We start from the raw sequence: 22,028 nt of genomic DNA on the forward strand, positions 1-22,028 counted from the left end.
CCTGAAGTGACCGCTGTCAGTCTCGGCATCCCGGCCGTACCGCCTCCGCCGCTCGCCCCGCGCCGGGCCAGCCGCCAGATCATGGTCGGCTCCGTGCCGGTCGGTGGGGGCGCGCCGGTATCCGTGCAGTCGATGACCACCACCCTCACGTCCGACGTCAACGCCACCCTCCAGCAGATCGCCGAGCTGACCGCGTCCGGCTGCCAGATCGTCCGGGTCGCGGTGCCCAGCCAGGACGACGTGGAGGCGCTGCCGGCGATCGCGAAGAAGTCGCAGATCCCGGTCATCGCCGACATCCACTTCCAGCCGAAGTACGTCTTCGCCGCGATCGACGCGGGCTGCGCGGCGGTCCGGGTGAACCCGGGCAACATCCGGCAGTTCGACGACAAGGTCAAGGAGATCGCCAAGGCGGCCGGTGACGCGGGCGTGCCGATCCGGATCGGCGTGAACGCCGGCTCGCTGGACAAGCGGCTGCTGGCCAAGTACGGCAAGGCCACCGCCGAGGCGCTGGTCGAGTCGGCGCTGTGGGAGTGCTCGCTGTTCGAGGAGCACGGCTTCCGCGACATCAAGATCTCGGTGAAGCACAACGACCCGGTGGTGATGGTCCGGGCCTACCGCCAGCTCGCCGAGCAGTGCGACTACCCGCTGCACCTGGGCGTCACCGAGGCCGGCCCGGCGTTCCAGGGCACGATCAAGTCGGCGGTCGCCTTCGGCGCGCTGCTGGCCGAGGGGATCGGCGACACCATCCGGGTCTCGCTGTCGGCCCCGCCGGTGGAGGAGATCAAGGTCGGCGCCGCGATCCTGGAGTCGCTCGGGCTGCGCGAGCGCGGCCTGGAGATCGTCTCCTGCCCGTCCTGCGGGCGGGCGCAGGTCGACGTCTACAAGCTCGCCGAGGAGGTCACCGCCGGCCTGGAGGGGCTGCCGGTGCCGCTGCGGGTCGCCGTGATGGGCTGCGTCGTGAACGGCCCGGGCGAGGCCCGCGAGGCCGACCTGGGCGTGGCCTCCGGCAACGGCAAGGGCCAGATCTTCGTCAAGGGCAAGGTCGTCAAGACCGTGCCCGAGGCGCAGATCGTGGAGACGCTGATCGAGGAGGCGCTGCGCATCGCCGACGAGATGGGCGCCGAGCTGCCGGAGGAGCTGCGCGGCCTGCTGCCGGGCGCCACCGTCTCCGTGCACTGACCCACCGCGCCGTCGCGCACCGGTCCCACCGCCACCCGGCGGTCGGGGCCGGTGCGCTTTTTCACGTGGTACGCCGGCACCCGTTTACCAAACCGTACGTACGTCTTGCTAGGGTGTGGGCGTGCGGCTGCTTCCTGAACCGGGCCCGGCCCGGACCCTCACCCTCGGCACCCTCGTGCGGACCGTCGGGCGCGGCCTCTGGCTGGTGGCCAGCGCGCTCTTCCTCACCCGCTCGGTCGGCCTCACCGCCACCGAGGTCGGCGTGGGGCTGACCGTCTCGGCCCTGGTCGGCCTGCTGGCCAGCGCGCCGACCGGCTACCTGGCCGACCGGCTCGGGCCCCGGGGCACCCAGGTCGCCGCGCTGGTCGCCGGGGGCGCGCTGACCGCCGCCCTGGTGACCGTCCAGTCGTTCGCCGCGTTCCTCGCCGTCGGTGCGGCCACCGCCCTGGCCGACGCCGCCGACCGGGGCGCCCGAGGCGCGCTCATCGCCGGTTGCGTCCCCGCCGACCAGCGGGTCCGCACCCGCGCCTACCTGCGCGCCACCACCAACGTCGGGATCTCGGTGGGCGCCGTGCTCGCCGGCTTCGCGCTCGCCGCCGACACCCGGGCGGCGTACGTGGCGCTGATCCTCACCGCCGCGACGACGTACCTGCTCGCCGCCGCCGTCTTCACCCGGCTGCCGGCCATCGCTCCCGCGCCCGCCCCCACGCAGGGCCCCCGGCTGGTCGCGCTGCGGGACCGCCCGTTCCTGGCGTTCACCGTGCTCGACGGCCTGATGTCGATGCACTTCGGGCTGCTCAACATCGCCCTGCCGCTGTGGATCGTCGGGCACACCCGGGCGCCGGCCTGGGTGATCTCCGGGCTGATGCTGGTCAACACCCTGGTGGTGGTGCTCTTCCAGGTCCGCGCCGCACGGGGCACCGAGAGCCTCGCCGGGGCGGCCCGGGCGTCGCGGCGCGCGGGGCTCGCCATCGCCGCCGCCTGCGTCCTCTTCGCCGCCAGCGGCGGTCTGCCGACGGTCGCCGCCGTCGCGCTGCTGGTCGCCGGCGCGCTCGCGCACGTCGTGGGGGAGCTGTGGCACTCCGCCGCCGGCTGGGGGATCTCCTTCGGGCTCGCGCCCGAGCACGCCCACGGGCAGTACCAGGGGGCGTACAGCATGGGTTTCGAGCTGGGCCGGATGATCGCGCCGGTGGTGGTGACCACGTTGGCCGTCGGGTGGGGCGTGCCCGGCTGGTTGTTGCTCGGTGGGCTGTTCCTGCTGCTCGGTGCCCTGGTGCCCGGAGTGGTCGGCTGGGCCGCCCGCAACCGGGCCGCCGCGCCCGCGCCGCGACCGGTCCCGGTGCCGTAGTCCCTCTCGTCACTCGACCGGCGCGGCGGGGGGCGGATCTGGCAGGCTGGTATCCGTGCTGACGGTGCCGGTACGGCAACTCGGGGAGTCGGAGCGCCGCGCTGTCGAGCGGCTGCTCGATCTCGACCCGTTCGCGGGCGCGCAGGTCGCGGAGCGGATCGCCGCGCGCGGCCTGGCCTGGTGGCGCGCCGAGGGCCGGGTGCTGGGCTACGGCACCCGCCGCCACCTGGAGTCCGTCTGCTGGCTGGGCGGCAACCTCACCCCCGTCCTCGCCACCGAGCCGGCCGTCGCCGCCTACGCCGACCTGCTCGCCGGCGAGGAGCGGCTCTGCTCGTCGATCGTGGGCCGGGCCGACGCCGTGCTCGGCCTCTGGGACCGGCTCTCCGGCGTCTGGGGGCCGGCCCGGGACGTACGCCCCAACCAGCCGCTGCTGGCCACCGACGCGCTGCCGGCGCTGCGGGCGGACCCGGAGGTGCGGCTGGTGCGCGGCGGGGAGATCGACCGGCTCTTCCCGGCGGCGGTGGCCATGTACACCGAGGAGGTGGGCGTCTCGCCGCTCGCCGACGACGGCGGGCGCGGCTACCGGCGGCGGGTCACCGAACTGGTCCGGGCCGGGCGGGCGTACGCGCGGTTCGACGACGGTCAGGTGGTGTTCAAGGCCGAGCTGGCGGTGGTGACCCGCCGGACCGCCCAGGTGCAGGGGGTCTGGGTGGCCCCCGAGTGGCGGGGCAGGGGCATCGCGACGGCGGCGATGGCGGCCGTGGTGCGCGACGCGCTGCTGCGGGTCGCCCCGACCGTGAGCCTCTATGTCAACGACTTCAACCTGCCGGCCCGCCGGGTCTACGAGCGCTGCGGCTTCCGCCCGGTCGGCACGCTCGCCACCGTGCTCTTCTGAACGCTCCCGGGCATGGCCCGGATCACCCCGGCGAGGAGTGCCGAACCGGACGGTCGGGGCTAGGCTGGGCATGTTTTTGCACTGACCAGTCAGTTCAAGAAGGTGGGCCGGGTCGGATGGTGGTCGTCGAAGCGCGCGGGCTGGGGTTGCGTACCCGACGGGGGTGGGTGTTCCGGGACGTCGACCTGACCGCCGCCGCGGGCGAACTGCACGCGGTGACCGGCCCGCCCGGCAGCGGACGCACCTCGCTGCTGCTCGCCCTGGCGGGCCGCTTCCCGACCAGCGAGGGACGGCTGACCCGGCACGGCCCCGCCGCGCTGGGGCAGGTCGCCGGCGTGCACGAGCCCGACCCCGCGCTGACCGTCGCCGAGCATGTCCGGGAGCGGCTGCTGCTGCTCGGGCCGGTGCCCCGCCGCCGGCGGCAGCTGGTGCCGGTCGCCGCGCTGCGGGCGCGCCGGGCGTACCGGCGGGACGCCTTCGCCGCCGCGATCGCCGGGGCCGGGTTCACCGGGGAGGCGCCCTTCGACCCGGACACCCGGGGGCGCGACCTCACCCCGCTGGAACGGCAGGTGCTCGGCCTGGTCCTGGCCACCCTGGGCGGGCCCCGGCTGATCGTCGCCGACGACGTGGACGCCGGTTGCGACGCCCCGGAACGCGCCCGGCTCTGGGCGACGCTCGCCCGCCTGGCCGACCAGGGCTACGCGGTGGTCGCCAGCGCCCGCGCGGTCGAGGCGGACAGCCCCGCGATCGTGCACCGCCTCGGTGACCCGCCGGCCGCGCCGTCACCCCCCGACGAGGCGGCGGCCGGGTCGCCCGAGGCCGAAGCCCGGCCGACCGAGGCGGCGGCCGGATCGTCCGAGGCGGCCGGATCGTCCGAGGTGGCCGGGCCGTCCGAGGCGGCTGGATCGTCCGAGGTGGCGGCCGGATCGCCCGCCGCCGCTGGTCCGGGAGACGAGACCGATCCGACCGAGACCGTCGAGGTGGCCCGATGAGCGTCTTCCGACTCGCCCGGTTCGAGCTGCGCCGGCTGACCCGGGGCCGGCTGCCCCGCGCCGCGCTCGCCGTGCTCACCGTCGTCCCGCTGCTCTACGGGGCGCTCTACCTCTACGCCTTCTGGGACCCGTACGCCAAGCTGGACCGCATCCCGGTGGCGCTGGTCAACGCCGACCGCCCCGCCACCGCGAGTGACGGCACGGTCGTGCACGCGGGGCAGGACCTCGCCGACGAGCTGCTCGACCGGCGGGTCTTCGGCTGGCACGTCACCGACGCCGGGGACGCCGCCGCCGGCCTGCGCAGCGGCCGCTACCACCTGGTCTTCGCGATCCCGGAGGACTTCTCCGCCAGCCTGGCGGACAGCCCGGAGCCCGACCGGCCCGCCCGGCGGGGGGAGCTGCGGGTGGTCAACGACGACGCCACCAACTACCTCTCCGGGCTGCTGGCCCGCACGGCGTTCAGCGAGATCCGGGCCGCCGCCGCGCAGAGCGCCGCCGGGAACTACTTCGAGAAGATGCTCGTGGGCTTCACCGACGCCAAGGCCGAGACCGGCCGGGCGGCCGACGGAGCCGCGAAGCTCGCCGACGGGCTCGACTCCTCCACCACCGGGGCGGGCAAGGTAGCCGACGGGCTGGGCACGTCGCGGGACGGCGCGGGCCAGATCGCGGACGGGCTGGACGCGTCCGCGACCGGGGCGGGCAGCCTCTCGGCGGGGCTCGACAAGACCGCGAAGGGCGCCGACGAACTCGCCGCCGGGCTCGGCGAACTGCGTACCGGGGCGGTGCAGCTCGCCGACGGCACCGCCCGCGCCGCGACGCAGACCCGCGCGGTGGCGGACAGGGTCAACGGCGCTGCCGGCCGGATCGAGCCGGTGCTGAGGGAGAACGCGAAGCGGATCGAGGAGTCGGCCACGGCGATCGCCGAGGGGGCGCAGGCGCTCGCCGACGGGCTGGACGCCCTGCCCCGGCGGGCACAGGAGGCGGTCAGCCAGGCCGAGCAGGTCCGCGACCGGCTCGCCGCGCTGGTCGCCGCGCACCCCGAACTCGCCGACGATGCCAGCGTGGTGGCCGCCCGTACGGCCGCGAAGGCCACCGTCGAGGCGGCCCGCGCCGTGGCCGGCACGCTGGACGACGCCGACCTGACCGCTCTGGAGAACCGGATGACCAGGGTCGCCGCCACCGCCCGGGAGATCGCCGCCGGGGCGCCCCACCTGGCCGACGACGTCGCCGCCGCCCAGGCCAAGGTCAACGAGCTGGCCACCGGGCTGGGCACCCTCGCCGAGGGCAGCGCCAAGCTGCGCGACGGCCTCGGCACGGCGGCCACCGGTGCCGGCGAGCTGCGCGGCGGGCTGTTCCGGCTGGCCACCGGCGCCCGGGAACTCGACGGCGGCCTGCACCGGCTCAGCACCGGTGGCGAGCGGCTCGCCGACGGCCTCACCCGGCTGGAGAGCGGCGCGGGCGACCTCGCGGCCGGCCTGACCCGGCTGGGCGGCGGCGCCGGCGACCTGGCCGACGGCCTCGCCGAGGGGGAGGAGAGGATCCCCGGGTACGCCGACGCGGAGGCCCGCGCCGCCGTCCTCGGCGACCCGGTCTCGCTGGACCGCACCGCCCGCAACGCCGCCGGCGCGTACGGCGTGGGCTTCGCCCCGTACTTCCTCGGGCTGGCCCTCTGGGTCGGCGCGATGATCACGTACATGCTGTTGCGGCCGGTCAACCGGCGGCACGTGATGTCCGGCGCACCCGCCTGGCGGGTGGCGCTGGCGGGCTGGCTGCCCGCCGCGGCGATCGGGCTGGCCCAGGCCGGGGTGCTCTTCGCGGTGGTGACCCTCGCGCTCGACCTCGACCCGGCGCGCCCGGCGGCCACCCTCGGCCTGCTCGCGCTGGCCGCGCTCTCCTTCACCGCGATCGTGCAGTGGCTCGGCGCGCTGCTCGGGCCCGCCGGCCGGCTCGCCGCGCTGGCCCTGCTGATGCTCCAGCTCACCTCGTCCGGCGGCACCTATCCGGTGCAGACCTCACCGGGCTTCTTCCAGGCGATCCACCCCTGGCTGCCGATGACCTACGTGGTCACGGCCCTGCGGCACACCGTCAACGGCGGATCGGTTGGGCCGGTCGGCACGGGGGCGCTGGTGCTGGCCGGCTTCGGCGCGGCGGCGCTCGCGCTCACCGTGGTCACCGCCCACCGGGCGCGCCGCCTGACCCCGGCCACGCTGCACCCCGAGCTGTCCATGTGAGGATGCTGACGGGCCGGAGGTGCGGACGGGGAGGGCCATTGACATTCTCCCCCGCCTAAAGGCGGCGGATTCCCACCCTCGCGGGTTGGGGTTCCTGGTTCACCGCAGACCGCACGGAAGGAGGTCCTTCGTGTCTGACGTCCGCTCCGCAGGCGCTTTGCGTCTCGACCAGCCCGGCCGCGACGGCAATGTTCTGTGCGGCGTTGACGTCCCGGTCATGCCGGGTGCCGCAACCCGGACACACCCAGTGGCGTGTGCTGAGGGAAAGCTGGGCGAGCAGATGCCCGCACGCCGAACACGTCTTCGACGACGGGTACCAGCGATCCACCACCGCGAGGGTACGGCCGTCGCGGTGCGCCTTGTAGGCGAGCAGAGTGCGGAACTCGGCCCAGCCAGTACGCGAGATGGACTTGGCCAGAGAACGGTTGCGGACCATGTTCGCCACCGCGAGGTCCTCCACGGCGATGGCGGCGAACCGGCGCACCAGGGCGGTGGACTGCTGGTGGAGGAAGTCCCGGCGCGCGTCGCGCACCCGCGAATGCGCCCGGGCGACCTTCCGTTTGGCTTTGGCGCGGTTGGCCGAGCCCTTCTGTCGGCGGGCCATCATCCGCTGATACCGCTTGAGTCGGCGTTCGTGCCGCTCCATATGTTTCGGATGCGGGATGTGTTCGCCGGTGGACAGCACCGCGAAGTCGGTCAGGCCGAGGTCCACGCCCACCGCCTCGCCGGTGCGTTCGGGTGCGGTGGGTGTGTCGATGTCGACGGCGAAGGTCACGAACCAGCGGCCGTCCGGGTCACGCGACACCGTCACCATCGTCGGATTCAGCCCCGCCGGGTCGACGCCTGGCCACGACCACACGAACCGCAGCACACCCGGTGCCTTTCCCAGCGTCAGGTTCCCGTTACGCATCCGGAACGCCGACCGGGTGAAACTGGCGGACTGGCGGCCGTGCCGCGACTTGTAGCGCGGGTACCGGGCTCGTTTTTGGAAGAACGCGGTCATGGCGGTGTGCTGGTGGCGCAGGGTCTGCTGCAACGGCACCGACGACACCTCACCCAGGAACGCCAGATCGGGCTGCTTCTTCATCTCCGTCAGCGCCCGATCCGTCTCCGCATAGGAGATGGACTTCCGTTCGGTGTGCCAGCGGGCGTGACGGGCGGCGAGGGTGCGGTTCCAGACGACGCGTACACACCCGAACGTGCGGTTCAGCACCGCCGCCTGCTCCGGGGTCGGGTATGCCCGACACCTGTACGCCGTCCGCACAGGACCAGTCTTACCAGAAAGGACGATCGTGGTTGACGACACGTCCGCCATTCCTCCCCGCCCTGAAGGACGGGGCATCCTGGCGGTAATCCGGTGACGGACGGACGGTCGCGGCGGCGGGAGGACACCCGCCAGCGCCTCTTCGAGGCGGCCGTGGAGCTCATCGCCGAACAGGGCTTCTCGGCGACCACCGTGGACGACATCGCGGCCCGCGCCGGGGTGGCCAAGGGCACCGTCTACTACAACTTCGAGTCCAAGACGGTGCTCTTCGAGGAGCTGCTCCGGCACGGGATCGGCCTGCTCACCGCCGAGTTCCGGGCCGCCGTGGCCGGGCTGCCGCCGCGCGAGGCGCTGGCCGCGCTGGTGCGCGCCGAACTGGAGTACATCCGGCGGTACCGGGCCTTCGCGCAGCTCCTGCTCTCGGAGATGTGGCGGACGAACCGGGAGTGGCAGCAGACGCTGCGGCTGCTGCGCGGCGAGGCGATCGAGGTGATCGCCGAGACGGTCCGGGCCGGGGTGGCCGTCGGCGACCTGCCCGCGGACCTGGACGTGCGGACCGCCTCGTCCGCGCTGTTCGGCGTCGGGCTGGTGGTGGCGGTGGACTGGCTGGTGTTCCAGCCGGACCGGCCGATCGAGGACGTCGAGGAGGCGCTGCTCGGCATCGTCCGCCGGGTCGCCCGGACCTGACCCGGCGCCCCCGCCCCGCGCCCCGGGCGGGCCGTAAATGCGTTGAACCGGACACCCCCACCGAGCAGGCTGGACGTCTCCCCACCGCCTTCCCGAAGGGGCTCCGATGCGTCTGCTCCGGGACCTGTGGGTCACCTCGCCCCGCCGCATGGCGGTCGTGACCTGCCTGATCGTGTTCGGCGCCGGCGGTCAGGCCGCCGCCGCCGCGCTGGCCGGTCCCGTCCTGGTGCACCGCTCCGCCGGGTTCTTCGCGCTGCTGGCGGTGGCGCTGGTCGCCGCCGTGCTCACCGACCTCGTGGTCAGCCTGCTGATGGCCGGGCTGACCGCCGACTGGTCCGCCGACGTGCGCCGCCGGCTGTGTCGGGTGGCGTTCGGGCAGGACCTGCCGACCCTGGAGACCACTCCGGTCGGCGAGCTGCTCGACCGCATCGACGGCGACGTCTACCAGGTCGCCGCCGCGGTGCGCAACCAGGGCGTACGGATCGCGCAGGCGCTGACGACGGGCCTGCTCTCGACGGTCGTCGCCCTCGCGGTCTGGTGGCCGGCCGGTGTCGGGATGCTGCTGCTCACGGTGCTGCTCGCGGTCGGCCTGCGCCGGCCCACCGCGCGGATCGCCCCGGCCCGGATGGCGGAGGAGGAGGCGTGGTCCGACCTCGCCGCCGTGATGGAGGAGGCCGTCCACGGCCAGGACGACGTGCGGACCAGCCTGGCCCGGCCGTACGTGCTGCGCCTCTACGCCCGGCGGGCGGCCGAGGTGCTCGACCGGGGCGTCCGCGTGTGGCGGATGTCGGCCCGGGTCACCACGGTGGCCGCCGGCGCCACCCTGGCCGGGATCGCCGCGGTGGTGCTCGGCGGCGCTTGGGCGCTGGTCGCCGGCCGGGTCGACGGCGCCCGGCTCACCGCCGTCTGGCTGCTCGCGATCGGGTTCGGCATGACCGTCGAGCACGTCAGCCGGATGGTCCCCGAGCTCCAGTACGCCCTCGGCGCGTGGGGCCGGGTGCAACTGCTGGCGAACTCCCCGCAGGAGCCCGTGGGCGGGGCCGCCCCGACCGAGGGCGACCTGCTGGTCCGCGGCCTCACCTTCCGCTACCCGAGCGCCGAGCCGGACGGCGGGCGCGGCCCCGCGCTGCGCGACGTCCACCTGACCTTCGCCCGTGGCCGCTCGTACGCCCTCGTCGGCCGGACCGGCTCCGGCAAGTCCACCCTGGCGAAGATCCTCACCCGGGCCGTCGACGTGCCGCCGGGGACGGTCTTCCTGGCCGGCCGCGACGTGCGCGACCTCGACGTCGAGCAGTTGCGCCGGTGGATCGCCGTGGTGCCCCAGCGCACGGAGATCCTCGCCGGCACCCTCGCCGAGAACGTCGCGCTGTTCGAGCCGGAACTGCGCGACGCCGCCGCCCGGGCGCTGCACGAGCTGGGCCTGGCGGGCTGGATCGCCGAGCTGCCCGACGGCCTGGAGACCCGGCTCGGCGAGGGTGGGCACGTGCTCTCGGCCGGGCAGGAGCAACTTGTCGCCTTCGCCCGGATCCTGGTGCGCGACCCGCACGTGGTGATCCTCGACGAGGCCACCGCCCGTCTCGACCCGGTCACCGAGGCGCGGGTGCAACAGGCCACCGAGCGGCTGCTGCGCGACCGGATCGGCATCGTCATCGCGCACCGCCTCTCGTCCGTACGCCGCTGCGACGAGGTGGTGGTGATGGCCGACGGGGCGGTGGTCGAGGCGGGCCCGCTGCGGGAGTCGGCCCGCTTCGCCGACCTGCTCGCCAGCAGTCACGCCACCGCGTACGCGCACGCGGGATCGGGGGCCCGGTCCGGCGGGGTGGACCTGCTGCCCGGCCCGCCGGACCCGTGGCCGCCCGCCGGCCCCGACGCGGTGGAGCCGGCGGTCGGGCGGCCGGCCGCGCCCGACGGTGACCCGACGCCGGCGGCACCGGTGGAGCCCGAGGCGACGGTCCCGGCGCCGCCCCGGGGGCTGCGGGGCCTGCGCGGGCTGCGGGAGGTCCTGCGGCTGTGCGTCAACGACGCCCGGTACGGGCTGGCCTCGCTCGCGATGTTCGTGCTGCTGGTGGTCCTCGGGATGGACGGGCCGGTGCTGCCCTGGCTCTGGGCCGACCTGGTCGACGGCGTCGGGGACCCCTGGCTGCCGGCGGTGGGGATCGTCGCCGCCCTGCTGGTCACCCTGCCGGTGCACTGGTTCACCGGCTACCGGTTCCCGCAGTGGTGGGTCCGGCAGATGCTGCGGATCAGCCTGCGGCTGGTGCACGGGCAGACCGGGCCGCGCCGGGTCAGCGGGCACACCCCGGCGGAGGTGGTGGCCCAGGGCGGCGACACCGAGCGGGTGGTGCAGCTCGCCGACAACGTGAGCGACCAGGGGATCTCGCTCGTGCTGCTGGCCGCGATGACGGCCGTGACCGGCAGCGTCGTTCCGGGGCTGTTCTTCGCCGGGACGATGGTGGTCTCCGGGCTGGCCGCGACGCTGTTCGGGCCGCGGCTGGAACGCTCCGCCCGGGCCACCGTCGCCGCGCGGGCCGCGTTCGCCACCGCCCTGGTCTCCTCGCTGTCGGCCGCCCGTACGGTGAAACTGGCCGGGGCCACCCGGCCGGTGCTGGCCCACCTGGCCGACCTCGACGTGGTCCGCAGCGACCGGCAACGCCGCGAGATCGCGGTGCAGGTGTGGTCGCGGTCGACCCCGTCGCTGGTCAGCGGCCTGCTGCCGATCGGCGCGTGGGCGCTGTTCCTGGCCGGCGAGCTGTCGGCCGGCGCCACCCTGGTCGCGGTCGCCACCCTGGCGGCGGCCCGCTGGTTCGCCTGGACGACGGCGTCGCTGATCTCGCAGCTCCCCTCCGCGCGGGTGTGGACGCGGCGGACGGTGGCGATGACCGGGGTGGCGGCGTACTCGGCGGCGGTGCCGGACGTGGACCTCGGCGCGGGCACCGCGCCGGCGCCGGACGTGCCGCCCCGGCGCCCGCTGAGCCGGCTGGAGCTGACGGGCTTCGGGGTCCGGCACACCGACGGGACGGTGGCCGTCCGCGACGTCGACCTGACGGTGGAACGCGGCCAGTTGGTGCTGGTCGTCGGGCCGGTCGGCTCGGGCAAGTCGTCGCTGCTGCGGGCGCTCGCCGGCATCGCGCCGCACACCGGCCTGCTGACCTGGAACGGCGAGCCGGTCACCGAGCCGGAGCTGTTCCTGCGCCCCAACCAGGTGGGCTACGTCGGCCAGTTGCCCCGGGTGCTCTCCGGCACGGTGGCCGACAACATCACGCTGGGCCACCAGGTGGACGCCGCCGCGGCGGTGTCGACCGCCCAGCTCGACCACGACCTGGCGGCGGCCGGGGGCGGGCTCGGGCTGCTGATCGGGCACAAGGGCACCCGGCTCTCCGGCGGGCAGTTGCAGCGCCTCGCGCTGGCCCGGGCGCTCGCGCCGCGTACCGAGCTGCTGGTCGCCGACGACGTGTCCTCGGCGCTGGACGTCACCACGGAGCTGGCGCTCTGGCAGGCCCTGCGCGAGCACGGGGTGACCGTGGTGGGCTCGACCTCGAAGCGGGCGGCCCTGGTGCGGGCCGACCACGTCGTGGTCCTGCTGTCCGGCACGGTCGCCGCCCAGGGCCCCTGGCGCGACCTGGAACCGCACTGGTCCCACCTGGCCGGCTGACCCGCCCGCCCCGGCCCCGCCCCGGGGTGGGGGTGGGGTCAGAGGGCGCGGGTGTACTGGGCGGGCCAGGTGGGGGTGGCGCCGAGCTTGGCGGCGGCGCGGTGCGGCCAGTACGGGTCGCGCAGGAGTTCGCGCCCGAGCAGGACCAGGTCGGCGTCGCCGGCGGCGACGATCTCCTCGGCCTGCTCCGGCTCGACGATCAGGCCGACCGCGCCGGTGGCAACGCCCGCCTCGCGGCGTACCCGGGCGGAGAGCGGCACCTGGTAGCCCGGGCCGACGGGGATCGTGGCGGTGCTGGACGCGCCGCCCGAGGAGCAGTCGACGAGGTCGACCCCGGCGCCGGCCAGCTCGCCGGCGAGCACCACGCTGTCCTCGACCGTCCAGCCGTCGGGCTCCCAGTCCGTGGCGGAGATCCGGGTCAGCACGGGCACGTCCTCGCCGACCGTCGCGCGGACCGCGCGGGCCACCTCCAGGGTCAGCCGCATCCGGCCGGCCCGGTCCCCGCCCCAGCCGTCCCGCCGCTGGTTGGTCAGGGGCGAGAGGAACTCGTGCAGCAGGTAGCCGTGCGCGGCGTGGATCTCCACGGCGGCGAATCCGGCGTCGACCGCCCGCCCGGCCGCCGCCGCGAACGCCTCGACCACGCCGGCGATCCCGGCCTCGTCCAGGGCGGTCGGCACCCGGTAGTCGGGCACGAACGGCGTCGACCCGGGGCCGACCGGCGTCCACCCGCCCTCGGCGTCGGGCACCCCGCCCCGGCGCGGCGCCCACGGCCGGTACGTCGACGCCTTGAACCCGGCGTGCGCGAGCTGCACCGCCGGCACGGCGCCGTGCGCCGCGACGAACGCGGTCACCGGCCGCCAGGCGTCGACGTGCGCCCCGGACCAGAGCCCGGTGTCCTGGGGGCTGATCCGTCCCTCCGGCACCACCGCGGTGGCCTCGGTCAGCACCAGGCCGGCGCCGCCGACCGCCCGGCCGCCCAGGTGCACCAGGTGCCAGTCGGTGGGCAGGCCGTCCGGGCCGGCGGTGTACTGGCACATCGGCGCCAGGGCGATCCGGTTGGGCAGGGTCACCGCGCGCAGGGCCAGCGGCGTGAACAGGACACTCATGTCGCGATCCTCTCTACCGGCCGAGGAGGACCTCCCAGGAGGTCCTCCTCGGCGTCGACGCGCCCGTCGGTGGTGGACGTCGCCCGGACGTCCCGCCGGGGCCGAGGCGGGCGGGCGTGGTCCGCCGGGGCCGTGGCGGGCGTGGTCCGCCGGGGCCGTGCCGCAGCGGCGTCCCGCGTCGGCGGGCGGGAGGAGTCCTCAGGCCGGGACGGGGCTGAGGTCCTCCGGCCGGCGGGACCGGGCGTCGGCGTCGGCGTCCGCCGGGTCGAGCGGCGAGCGGCGGCCGGCCGAGTCGTACGCGGTCCGGTCCAGCGTGCCCTCGCGGGCCGCGACGACGGTCGGCACCAGCGCCTGACCGGCCACGTTGGTGGCGGTGCGGATCATGTCGAGGATCGGGTCGATCGCCAGCAGCAGGCCGGCGCCGGCCAGCGGCAGGCCCAGCGTGCTCAGGGTCAGCGTGAGCATCACGATCGCGCCGGTCAGGCCGGCGGTGGCGGCCGAGCCGACCACCGACACGAAGGCGATCAGCAGGTAGTCGGTGACGCCGAGGTCCACCCCGAAGACCTGGGCGACGAAGATCGCCGCGAGGGCCGGGTAGATCGCCGCGCAGCCGTCCATCTTCGTGGTCGCGCCGAACGGCACCGCGAACGAGGCGTACTCGCGGGGGACGCCGAGCCGCTCGACCGAGCGCTGGGTCACCGGCATCGTGCCCACCGAGGAACGGGAGACGAAGGCCAGCTCGATCGCGGGCCAGGCGCCGGCGAAGAAGCGCAGCGGGTTGAGCCGGCCGGCGGCCAGCAGCACCAGCGGGTAGACCACGAACAGCACGATCGCGCAGCCGACGTAGACGGCGGTGGTGAACTTCGCGAGCGGGGCCACGAGGTCCCAGCCGTACGAGGCGACGGCGTTGCCGATCAGGCCGAGCGTGCCGATCGGGGCGAGCCGGATGACCCACCAGAGCGCCTTCTGGACGATCTCCAGCAGCGCCCGGTTGAGTGCCACGAACGGCTCGGCCTTCTCGCCGACCAGCAGCGCCGCGGCGCCGACGACGAGGGCCAGGAAGACGATCTGGAGCACGTTGCCCTCGACGAACGCGCCGACCGGGTTGGTCGGCACGATGCCGGTGAGGAAGTCGGTCCAGGAGCCGGTCCGCTTCGGGGCGGCGGCGCTGGCGGTGTCCAGGGTGACGCCGCGGCCGGGGTTGGTGAGCAGGCCGAGCCCGATGCCGACGGCCACCGCGACCAACGCGGTGGCGCCGAACCAGAGCAGGGTCTTCAGCGCGAGCCGGGCGGCGTTGGCCACCCCCCGCAGACTGACGACGCTGACCACGATGGCGGTGAAGACCAGCGGCGGCACGGCCAGCTTGAGTAGCTGGACGAAGAGGCCGCCGACGGTGTCGAGGGTGCTGGTGAGCCAGCTCAGGTCGTTGGCGCGGGCGAGGAAGCCGAGCGCCACGCCGAGGACGAGGCCGAGCAGGATCTGCACGGAGAAGGGGATCTTGCGCAGGGCGGAAGCCATGAGGATGTGTCCCAGGGTCTGGAGGGTCGAACGGGGCAGCGTCAGGAGAGCGGCTGCGCCGGACAGATGCCGCTGGCCTGCAGTCGGAGGTCGACATACAGGCGCACGGTGAGGTGCCAGACGTTGGTCATCGCCCGCCGAGGCTATCCCCCCGGCGCGACCGATCGGAAGGATCGACTCCGGTGACGCTCCTTACAGTAGGGCGGGGAATGACCCTTTTCTCCATCGGAGGCGTCAACAGGGCGCCCTTCCCTGCCGGCGCAGGGCGATGGTGGTGGCGGTGGCGGCGGCCCAGAGAAGCGCCACCAGCAGCAGCAGTCGCTCCAGCACCCCGACCAGGGCGCCCCGGCCCACCGCGAGCATCGCCAGCCCCACCAACCCGGCCAGCGGCAGCGCCACCGCCGCCGCCCCGGCGGCCAGCCGGCGCAGCGACCGGTCGGCCCCGGGCGGAAAGGCGATCGCCAGCATCGCGAAGACCACCGCCGCGGTCGCGACGATGCTCGCCCCGCCGTGCACCAGGTCGGCCGCCGTGGCCCGCTCGAACGGCGGCAGCGGGCAGCCCGCGCTGCACGTCACCGCGCCCGAGACCAGGGCGCAGACGCTCCCCGCGGCGAGCAGCGCGGCCGCGACCCGCAGCCCCGCCGGCAGCGCCGCCGCGAGCAGCAGCAGCGCCGCGGCGAGGGCGAAGACCCCGATCCGGTACGCCGGGGCGTACGCGCTGTCGGTGACGCCCGCCTCGCTGACGTACCCGGTCAGGCCCGGGCCGGGACCGGCGACCACGGCGACGGTCACGGCGGTCGCGCCCGCGACGATGCAGCCGGTGGCGGCCGACGCGGCGGCGGCCCGGGACGGGGAGACGGTCGGGCCCGCCCGGCGCGGCTCGGCCACGCCGGGGGCGGCGGTCGCGTCCGCCCGGCGCGGCTCAGCCACGCCCGTGCGGCGTCGTCCAGCCGGAGGTGTCGGGGCCGAGCGGGACGATGCCCGTCGGGTTGATCGCCGCGTGGGTGCCGTAGTAGTGCCGCTTGATGTGGTCGAAGTCGACCGTCTCACCGAAGCCCGGCGTCTGGAACAGGTCCCGCGCGTACGCCCAGAGCACCGGCATCTCGGTGAGCTTCTGCCGGTTGCACTTGAAGTGCCCGTGGTACGCCACGTCGAAGCGGACCAGGGTGGTGAACAGCCGCACGTCGGCCTCGGTGATCGCGTCGCCCATCAGGTAACGCCGGCCCGCCAGCCGCTCCGACAGCGCGTCGAGCCGGGCGAACAGCGCCGTGAACGCCTCCTCGTACGCGGCCTGCGAGGTGGCGAAGCCGCAGCGGTAGACGCCGTTGTTGACGTCCCGGTGGATCTCCGCCATCAGCGCGTCCATCTCCGGGCGGAGCGCCACCGGGTAGAGGTCCGGCGCGCCCGGCCTGTGCAGGCTGCGCCACTCGGTGGAGAAGTCGAGGGTGAGCTGCGGATAGTCGTTGGTGACCACCCGCCCGGTGCGCGTGTCGACCAGGGCCGGCACGGTGACCCGCCCGGTGTAGTCGGGATCCGTGGCCAGGTACGCCTCGGAGAGGAAGCCGATGCCGAGCACCGGGTCGAACCCGTCCGGGTCGAGGCTGAACCGCCAGCCGCGCTCGTCGCGGATCGGGTCGACCGTGCCGAGCGAGATCGCGTCCTGGAGGCCGAGCAGGTTACGGACGATCCGGGCCCGGTGCGCCCAGGGGCAGGCCCGGCACCAGATCAGCCGGTAGCGGCCCGGCTCCAGCGGCCAGCGGTCCTGGTCGTCGGGGCCGCCCCCGGCGGGGGAGGTCGAGTGGGGGGTGACCCGACCGGTGAACCGGTTGGGCTGGCGGACGAACGCGCCACTGCCGCTGGTCTCTGCGCTGAACTGGGCCCGGGCCATGCCGTCAACCTATCCGCTGGGCGCGCGGATATCCTGGCGGCCGGGCGACCCCGTGACCCGGAAGCGCCCGCCCCCGCCCCTTCCCACCCCCCGAAGGATCGCGCTGATGACCGTGGCATACCTGGTGGCCGGTGTCCGCACCCCGATCGGCCGGTACGGCGGCGCCCTCGCCGGCGTCCGCCCCGACGACCTGGCCGCGCACGTGATCCGCGAGCTGGTCGCCCGGCACCCCTCCGTGGACTGGGCGCGGGTGGACGACGTGATCCTGGGCTGCGCCAACCAGGCCGGGGAGGACAACCGCAACGTGGCCCGGATGGCGGCGCTGCTCGGCGGGCTGCCCGAGGAGGTGCCCGGCAGCACGGTCAACCGGCTCTGCGGTTCCGGCCTCGACGCCCTGGCCACCGCCGCCCGGTCGATCGTGGCCGGCGAGGCCGACCTCGTCGTGGCCGGCGGGGTGGAGAGCATGAGCCGCGCCCCGTTCGTGATGCCGAAGGCGACGACCCCGTACTCCCGCAACGCCGAGGTCTACGACACCACCATCGGCTGGCGGCTGGTCAACCCGCTGATGGAGAAGCACTGGGGCATCGACTCCATGCCGGAGACCGCGGAGAACGTCGCCGCCGAGTACGGCGTCGGCCGGGCAGAGCAGGACGAGTTCGCGTGCCGGTCGCAGCAGCGGGCCGCGAAGGCGCAGGCCGACGGCCGGTTCGCCGAGGAGATCGTGCCGGTGACCGTGCCGGCGGGGCGGCGCGAGACGAAGCTCGTCGAAGTCGACGAGCACCCCCGGGAGACCTCCCTGGAGAAGCTGGCCGCGCTGCCCACCCCGTTCCGCGAGGGCGGCACGGTGACCGCCGGCAACTCCTCCGGCGTCAACGACGGCGCGGTGGCGCTGCTGGTCGCCTCCGAGGCGGCCGTGACCCGGTACGGCCTGACCCCCCTGGCCCGGGTCGCCGGAGCCGCCGCGGCCGGCGTACCGCCCCGGACCATGGGCGTCGGGCCGGTGCCGGCCACCCGGAAGCTGCTCGACCGGCTCGGCGTCGGCCTCGACGCGGTCGACGTGATCGAGCTGAACGAGGCGTTCGCCGCGCAGTCCGTCGCGGTGCTGCGCGAGCTGGGCCTGCCCACCGACGCCGAGCACGTCAATCCGAACGGCGGGGCGATCGCACTCGGGCACCCGCTCGGCGCGAGCGGCGCCCGGCTGGCCCTGACCGCCGCGCTGGAGCTGCGCCGCCGGGGCGGGCGGCGGGCGATCGCCACCATGTGCGTCGGCGTGGGGCAGGGCATCTCGCTGCTGCTGGAGTCCGCCGGCTGACCCGTCGCCGGTCGGCGGGGCGGCCGGCCCGTCCCGGGTCCGCCGCCCCCGCCCGAGGAGGGGGGCGCGAGCGTGCCCGGCCGGCGCCCGGTGTCCGCTCGGTGACGGACACCGGACGGGCCGACGAAGTGGGTCATGGGACCTCCCCGTGCAGGGAGTGGGCGGCCTAGAGTGGTGGGCACCACTCGATCCGCGGGTCGGCCGGTGTGGCTCCGCGTGTCCCCCACGCGCCCCGACGCCGGTTCCCTCCCGCACCGCGGCGACGACATGGGGTGCAGCAGTGCAGATGCCGGACGGACTTCCCGCCGAGATCGACCTCTCCCGGCCGAGCGCGGCCCGGGTCTACGACTACTTCCTCGGTGGGGCGCACAACTTCGAGATCGACCGGCAGCTCGCCGAGCAGATCGCCGGCATGACCCCCAACCTGGCGGCCACCATGCGCGCCGGCCGCGAATTCCTACGCCGGGCCGTGCGTACGCTGCTGGACGCCGGGATCGACCAGTTCCTCGACATCGGCTCCGGCATCCCGACCGTCGGCAACGTGCACGAAGTCGCCCAGACGGCCAACCCGAAGGCCCGGGTGGTCTACGTCGACATCGACCCGGTCGCGGTGGCGCACAGCCGGGAGCTGCTCGCCGGCAACGAGCTGACCGGCGTGATCCACGCCGACCTGCGCGAGCCGGAGCGGATCCTGACCGAGGCCCGTGAGCTGGCGCTGCTCGACTTCAGCCGGCCGCTGGGCATCCTGCTCGCCGGGGTGGTCCACTTCATCCCGGACGCCGACCGACCCGGCGACGTCCTGGCCACCCTGCGGGCCGCCGCCGCCCCGGGCAGCTTCCTGGTCATCTCGCACTCCACCTTCGAGGACCAGCCGCAGGAGATGCTCGACGCGCAGCGCCTCTCGGCGCGTACCGACACCGAGATCACGCTGCGTTCGCGGGCCGAGGTCACCAGCTTCTTCGGCGACTGGACGATCCTGGAGCCGGGCGTGGTGCACATGCCGCTCTGGCGTCCGGACTCGCCGTCCGACGTGGACGACCAGCCGGAGCGGTTCGGTGCCTTCGGCGGCGTCGCCCGGTACGACCAGCCCACCGCCTGAGCGCATGGGCGCCGTCCCGGAGCCCGGCGGCGACGACCTCAGCCGGTCGGGCGCCCTGCGGTACGCGACCGAGTGGTCCCGGGCGGTGCGCCGGCTCGGCTTCGTGCCGCTCAGCGCGGCCGAGACCGAGCGGCTGCTGCACCTGCACACCGTCCGGCTGGCGCAGGCCGTGCTCGCCGAACCCTTCTCGGCCCTGCCGGCCGAGGAGGTCGGGCGCGCACTGGTCGAGGAGCACCTGACGGAGCCGCGGGTGCTCGACTGGTCGGTGCGGGCCCTCGGCGCGCGCTTCCTCCCCGAGGTGCTGCCCGCCCGGGCGCACCACGACGAGACGGTGGAGCGGGTCGCGGCCGTGCAGGGCGGGCTGGCCGCCGGGTTCGCCCGCGCCCTGCGCGACCGCACCTTCGCCCAGCAGGAGCGGATCGCCCGCTCGGCGTGGCAGGCGCGCGACGAGGTGGAGCAGGCCCTGCGGGACAGCGAGGCCCGGTTCCGGGCGGTCTTCGTCGGGGCGCCCACGGGCATCGGCATCGCCGGCGTCGACGGTCGGATCATCGACGTCAACCAGGCGTTCGCGGACATGCTCGGCTACTCCGTCGCGGAGCTGCGGCAGATCAACGTGGCGTCGCTGTTCCACGCCGACGACGCGGCCGGGATGTGGGAGCTCTACCAGGAGCTGGTCGGGGGCAAGCACGACAGCGCCCGGGTGGAGAAGCGCTACCACCGCAAGGACGGCAGCGTGGTCTGGACCGACCTGTCCGTCTCGCTGATCCGGCACGACGACGGCCGGCCCCGGTTCACCGTCGCGATGATCGAGGACATCACCGAGCGGTACGAGCTCCAGCAGCGGCTGCGCTTCCAGGCGCTGCACGACCCGCTCACCGGCCTGCCCAACCGGACCCTGTTCTTCGAGACGCTGGGCCGGGTCTTCGAAATGGCCGACGCGGACCACCGCGTCGGGGTCTGCTTCCTCGACCTGGACGGCTTCAAGGCGGTCAACGACAGCCTCGGCCACGACCTCGGTGACCGGCTGCTCGTGGTGATCGCCCGGCGGCTCGCCGACTGCGTCGCCGGGCGCGGCCACCTGGTCGCCCGGATGGGCGGGGACGAGTTCGTCATCCTGGTCGACGACGGCACCGGCCTCGACGACGCGGTGGCCGTCGCCGAGGCGGCTCTGGCCGCCGTGTCCGCCCCGGTCCGGATCGGCGAGCACCAGCTCGCCGTCTCGGCGAGCGTCGGCATCGTCGAGTGTCCCGTCGGCGGGACGAGCGCCTCGGAGCTGATGAAGGCCGCCGACACCACGCTCTACTGGGCGAAGGCGGAGGGCCGTGGCCGGTGGGCGGTCTACGACCCGGAGCGCGGCGCCCGGGACATCGCCCGCTCCGCGCTGGCCGCCGGGCTGCCGGCGGCGCTGGACCGGGACGAGTTCGTGCTCCACTACCAGCCGATCGTGTCCCTGCTGGAGGGCTCGATGCTGGCCGTGGAGGCGCTGGTCCGCTGGCAGCACCCGGAGCTGGGGCTCATCGGGCCGGACCGGTTCATCGGGCTGGCGGAGGAGACCGGCCTGATCGTCCGGCTCGGCGAGTGGGTGCTGCGGCAGGCCTGCCGGGACGCGGAGGAGTGGCGCCGCGAGTTCCCCGCAGCCCGGCTGGTGGTCAGCGTCAACCTGGCCGCCCGGCAGGCCGACGACCCGCGGATCGTGGAGACCGTCGCCGACGCGCTGGCCTCCACCGGGCTCCCGGCCGGGCTGCTGCAACTGGAGCTGACCGAGAGCGCCGTGATGGGCACCGCGGGGGAACCGCTGCGGTCGCTGCACCGGCTGGCCGCGCTGGGCGTACGGCTGGCGATCGACGACTTCGGCACCGGCTACTCGAACCTGGCGTACCTGCGGCGGCTGCCGATCCACTGCCTCAAGCTGGCCGGCCCGTTCGTCGAGGGGATCCGGGGCGACGGCCCGGAGGCGGCCACCGACCACCGGGACGAGCGGATCGTGGACGCGCTGGTGCGGCTGGCGCACGCGTTGGAGCTGTGGGTCACCGCGGAGGCGGTCGAGACCGGGGTGCAGGCCGAGCGGCTGCGGGCGCTGCGCTGCGACACCGGGCAGGGGCGGTACTTCGGCCCGCCGGCGCCGGCGGCGGAGATCACGGCCCGGCTGCGCGGCGGCGGGCACGGAGCCGCGGCATGAGCCTCACCGACACCGAGGCGGCCGTCGCCGTCCTCGCCGCGCTGGCCATCCTCGCCGGGCTGGCCGGCGTGGTGGTGCCCGGCCTGCCGGCGCTGCCGCTGTGCTGGGGCGGGGTGCTGGTCTGGGCGCTCTTCGGCGGCGCCGGGCCGGGGCGCTGGGCGGTGCTCGCCGCCGCCACGGTGGTCGTCGCCGGCGGCACCGTCGTGAAGTACGCCTGGCCGGGGCGGAACCTGAAACGCACCGGGGTGCCCACCTCGTCGCTGCTCGCCGGCGGCGTGCTGGGACTGGCCGGCTTCTTCGTCGTGCCGGTGGTCGGGCTGGTGCTCGGCTTCGTCGGCGGGGTGTGGGCGGCGGAGCGACTGCGGCTGGGCGACTCCCGGCTGGCCTGGCCGGCGACGAAGCAGGCCGTGGCGGCGGCCGGCCTGTCCATGCTGGTCGAGTTCCTCGCCGGCCTGCTCGTGGCGGCGCTCTGGGTCGCCGGCCTGCTGCTGACCTGACGGGTCCGCGCCGACCTTCACCGTCGTCGGCGTGTTGGTGGGGCGGCGGCGCGGGGCGGGCGTCGGGTACGGCGCAGCGCCGCACGGGTGAGAGAGAGGTGACGTGCCCCGCGCCGCCGCGGTGCCGGGGCGGTCCGAGCGCCCGGCGGTGGCCCGTCGCGATCGGGCCTGGTCACGGGCT

16 protein-coding genes are annotated in these 22,028 nt (G+C 75.2%); 11 read left to right on the forward strand and 5 right to left on the reverse strand.

Annotated elements, in window-relative coordinates; all coding sequences use genetic code 11:
• The first annotated feature begins 6 nt into the window (after nt 1–6).
• From ispG to ACZ6O2_RS00960, 5 genes are all read left to right on the forward strand, one after another.
• Nucleotides 7–1,179 carry a flavodoxin-dependent (E)-4-hydroxy-3-methylbut-2-enyl-diphosphate synthase gene (gene ispG, locus ACZ6O2_RS00940; protein WP_350704934.1) on the forward strand — a complete coding sequence of 391 codons (1,173 nt, stop codon included), beginning with the start codon at nt 7–9 and terminating at the stop codon, nt 1,177–1,179.
• 121 nt (nt 1,180–1,300) lie between these two features.
• Nucleotides 1,301–2,527 (forward strand): MFS transporter, encoded by a 1,227-nt coding sequence (locus ACZ6O2_RS00945; RefSeq protein ID WP_466021570.1) that lies wholly within the window; start codon nt 1,301–1,303, stop codon nt 2,525–2,527.
• 55 nt (nt 2,528–2,582) lie between these two features.
• Entirely contained in the window at nt 2,583–3,422 is an 840-nt protein-coding gene (locus ACZ6O2_RS00950) for a GNAT family N-acetyltransferase (RefSeq protein WP_466021571.1), read from the forward strand.
• 116 nt (nt 3,423–3,538) lie between these two features.
• A complete protein-coding gene (locus tag ACZ6O2_RS00955; protein ID WP_466021572.1) occupies nt 3,539–4,414 on the forward strand; it encodes an ATP-binding cassette domain-containing protein in 876 nt (291 codons plus the stop codon).
• Complete coding sequence (locus tag ACZ6O2_RS00960; RefSeq protein WP_466021573.1) at nt 4,411–6,645, forward strand: YhgE/Pip family protein; 2,235 nt, start codon at nt 4,411–4,413, stop codon at nt 6,643–6,645. The genes ACZ6O2_RS00955 and ACZ6O2_RS00960 overlap by 4 nt, the downstream gene beginning before the upstream one ends.
• Nucleotides 6,646–6,700: 55 nt before the next feature.
• Here ACZ6O2_RS00960 and ACZ6O2_RS00965 read toward each other — a convergent pair whose 3' ends face one another.
• Nucleotides 6,701–7,987, reverse strand: coding sequence for an RNA-guided endonuclease InsQ/TnpB family protein (locus ACZ6O2_RS00965; RefSeq protein ID WP_466021574.1), 1,287 nt, complete (start codon nt 7,985–7,987; stop codon nt 6,701–6,703).
• A gap of 15 nt (nt 7,988–8,002) precedes the next feature.
• On the opposite strand from ACZ6O2_RS00965, the gene ACZ6O2_RS00970 reads away from it, so the two are divergent.
• Both ACZ6O2_RS00970 and ACZ6O2_RS00975 read left to right on the forward strand, forming a co-directional pair.
• A complete protein-coding gene (locus tag ACZ6O2_RS00970; protein WP_350704944.1) occupies nt 8,003–8,596 on the forward strand; it encodes a TetR/AcrR family transcriptional regulator in 594 nt (197 codons plus the stop codon).
• Nucleotides 8,597–8,702: 106 nt separating this feature from the next.
• The gene (locus ACZ6O2_RS00975) at nt 8,703–12,248 is read left to right on the forward strand and encodes an ATP-binding cassette domain-containing protein (protein WP_466021575.1); all 3,546 of its coding nucleotides are present in this window, start codon (nt 8,703–8,705) and stop codon (nt 12,246–12,248) included.
• A 38-nt stretch (nt 12,249–12,286) separates the two neighbouring features.
• Here ACZ6O2_RS00975 and ACZ6O2_RS00980 read toward each other — a convergent pair whose 3' ends face one another.
• The 4 genes from ACZ6O2_RS00980 to ACZ6O2_RS00995 all read right to left on the reverse strand — a co-directional run bounded on the left by ACZ6O2_RS00980 (nt 12,287) and on the right by ACZ6O2_RS00995 (nt 16,760).
• The gene (locus ACZ6O2_RS00980) at nt 12,287–13,354 is read right to left on the reverse strand and encodes an NADH:flavin oxidoreductase/NADH oxidase (RefSeq protein WP_350704948.1); all 1,068 of its coding nucleotides are present in this window, start codon (nt 13,352–13,354) and stop codon (nt 12,287–12,289) included.
• Between the two features lie 198 nt (nt 13,355–13,552).
• Entirely contained in the window at nt 13,553–14,860 is a 1,308-nt protein-coding gene (locus ACZ6O2_RS00985) for a dicarboxylate/amino acid:cation symporter (protein ID WP_350705131.1), read from the reverse strand.
• A gap of 246 nt (nt 14,861–15,106) precedes the next feature.
• Nucleotides 15,107–15,802 (reverse strand): DUF998 domain-containing protein, encoded by a 696-nt coding sequence (locus ACZ6O2_RS00990; protein WP_466021576.1) that lies wholly within the window; start codon nt 15,800–15,802, stop codon nt 15,107–15,109.
• The gene (locus ACZ6O2_RS00995) at nt 15,795–16,760 is read right to left on the reverse strand and encodes a glutathione S-transferase family protein (RefSeq protein WP_466021577.1); all 966 of its coding nucleotides are present in this window, start codon (nt 16,758–16,760) and stop codon (nt 15,795–15,797) included. Before ACZ6O2_RS00995 ends, ACZ6O2_RS00990 begins: the two co-directional genes overlap by 8 nt.
• Nucleotides 16,761–16,866: 106 nt before the next feature.
• Here ACZ6O2_RS00995 and pcaF point away from each other — a divergent pair, with 106 nt between their 5' ends.
• From pcaF to ACZ6O2_RS01015, 4 genes are all read left to right on the forward strand, one after another.
• Entirely contained in the window at nt 16,867–18,072 is a 1,206-nt protein-coding gene (gene pcaF, locus ACZ6O2_RS01000) for a 3-oxoadipyl-CoA thiolase (protein WP_466021578.1), read from the forward strand.
• A 280-nt stretch (nt 18,073–18,352) separates the two neighbouring features.
• Nucleotides 18,353–19,171 carry an SAM-dependent methyltransferase gene (locus ACZ6O2_RS01005; RefSeq protein WP_350704956.1) on the forward strand — a complete coding sequence of 273 codons (819 nt, stop codon included), beginning with the start codon at nt 18,353–18,355 and terminating at the stop codon, nt 19,169–19,171.
• Nucleotides 19,172–19,175: 4 nt separating this feature from the next.
• On the forward strand, nt 19,176–21,350 hold the full coding sequence (locus ACZ6O2_RS01010; protein ID WP_466021579.1) for a putative bifunctional diguanylate cyclase/phosphodiesterase: 2,175 nt from the start codon (nt 19,176–19,178) through the stop codon (nt 21,348–21,350).
• Nucleotides 21,347–21,847 (forward strand): DUF456 domain-containing protein, encoded by a 501-nt coding sequence (locus tag ACZ6O2_RS01015; RefSeq protein WP_466021580.1) that lies wholly within the window; start codon nt 21,347–21,349, stop codon nt 21,845–21,847. Before ACZ6O2_RS01010 ends, ACZ6O2_RS01015 begins: the two co-directional genes overlap by 4 nt.
• Nucleotides 21,848–22,028 lie beyond the last annotated feature (181 nt).

It is taken from the genome of Micromonospora sp. NPDC048040 (assembly GCF_055587185.1).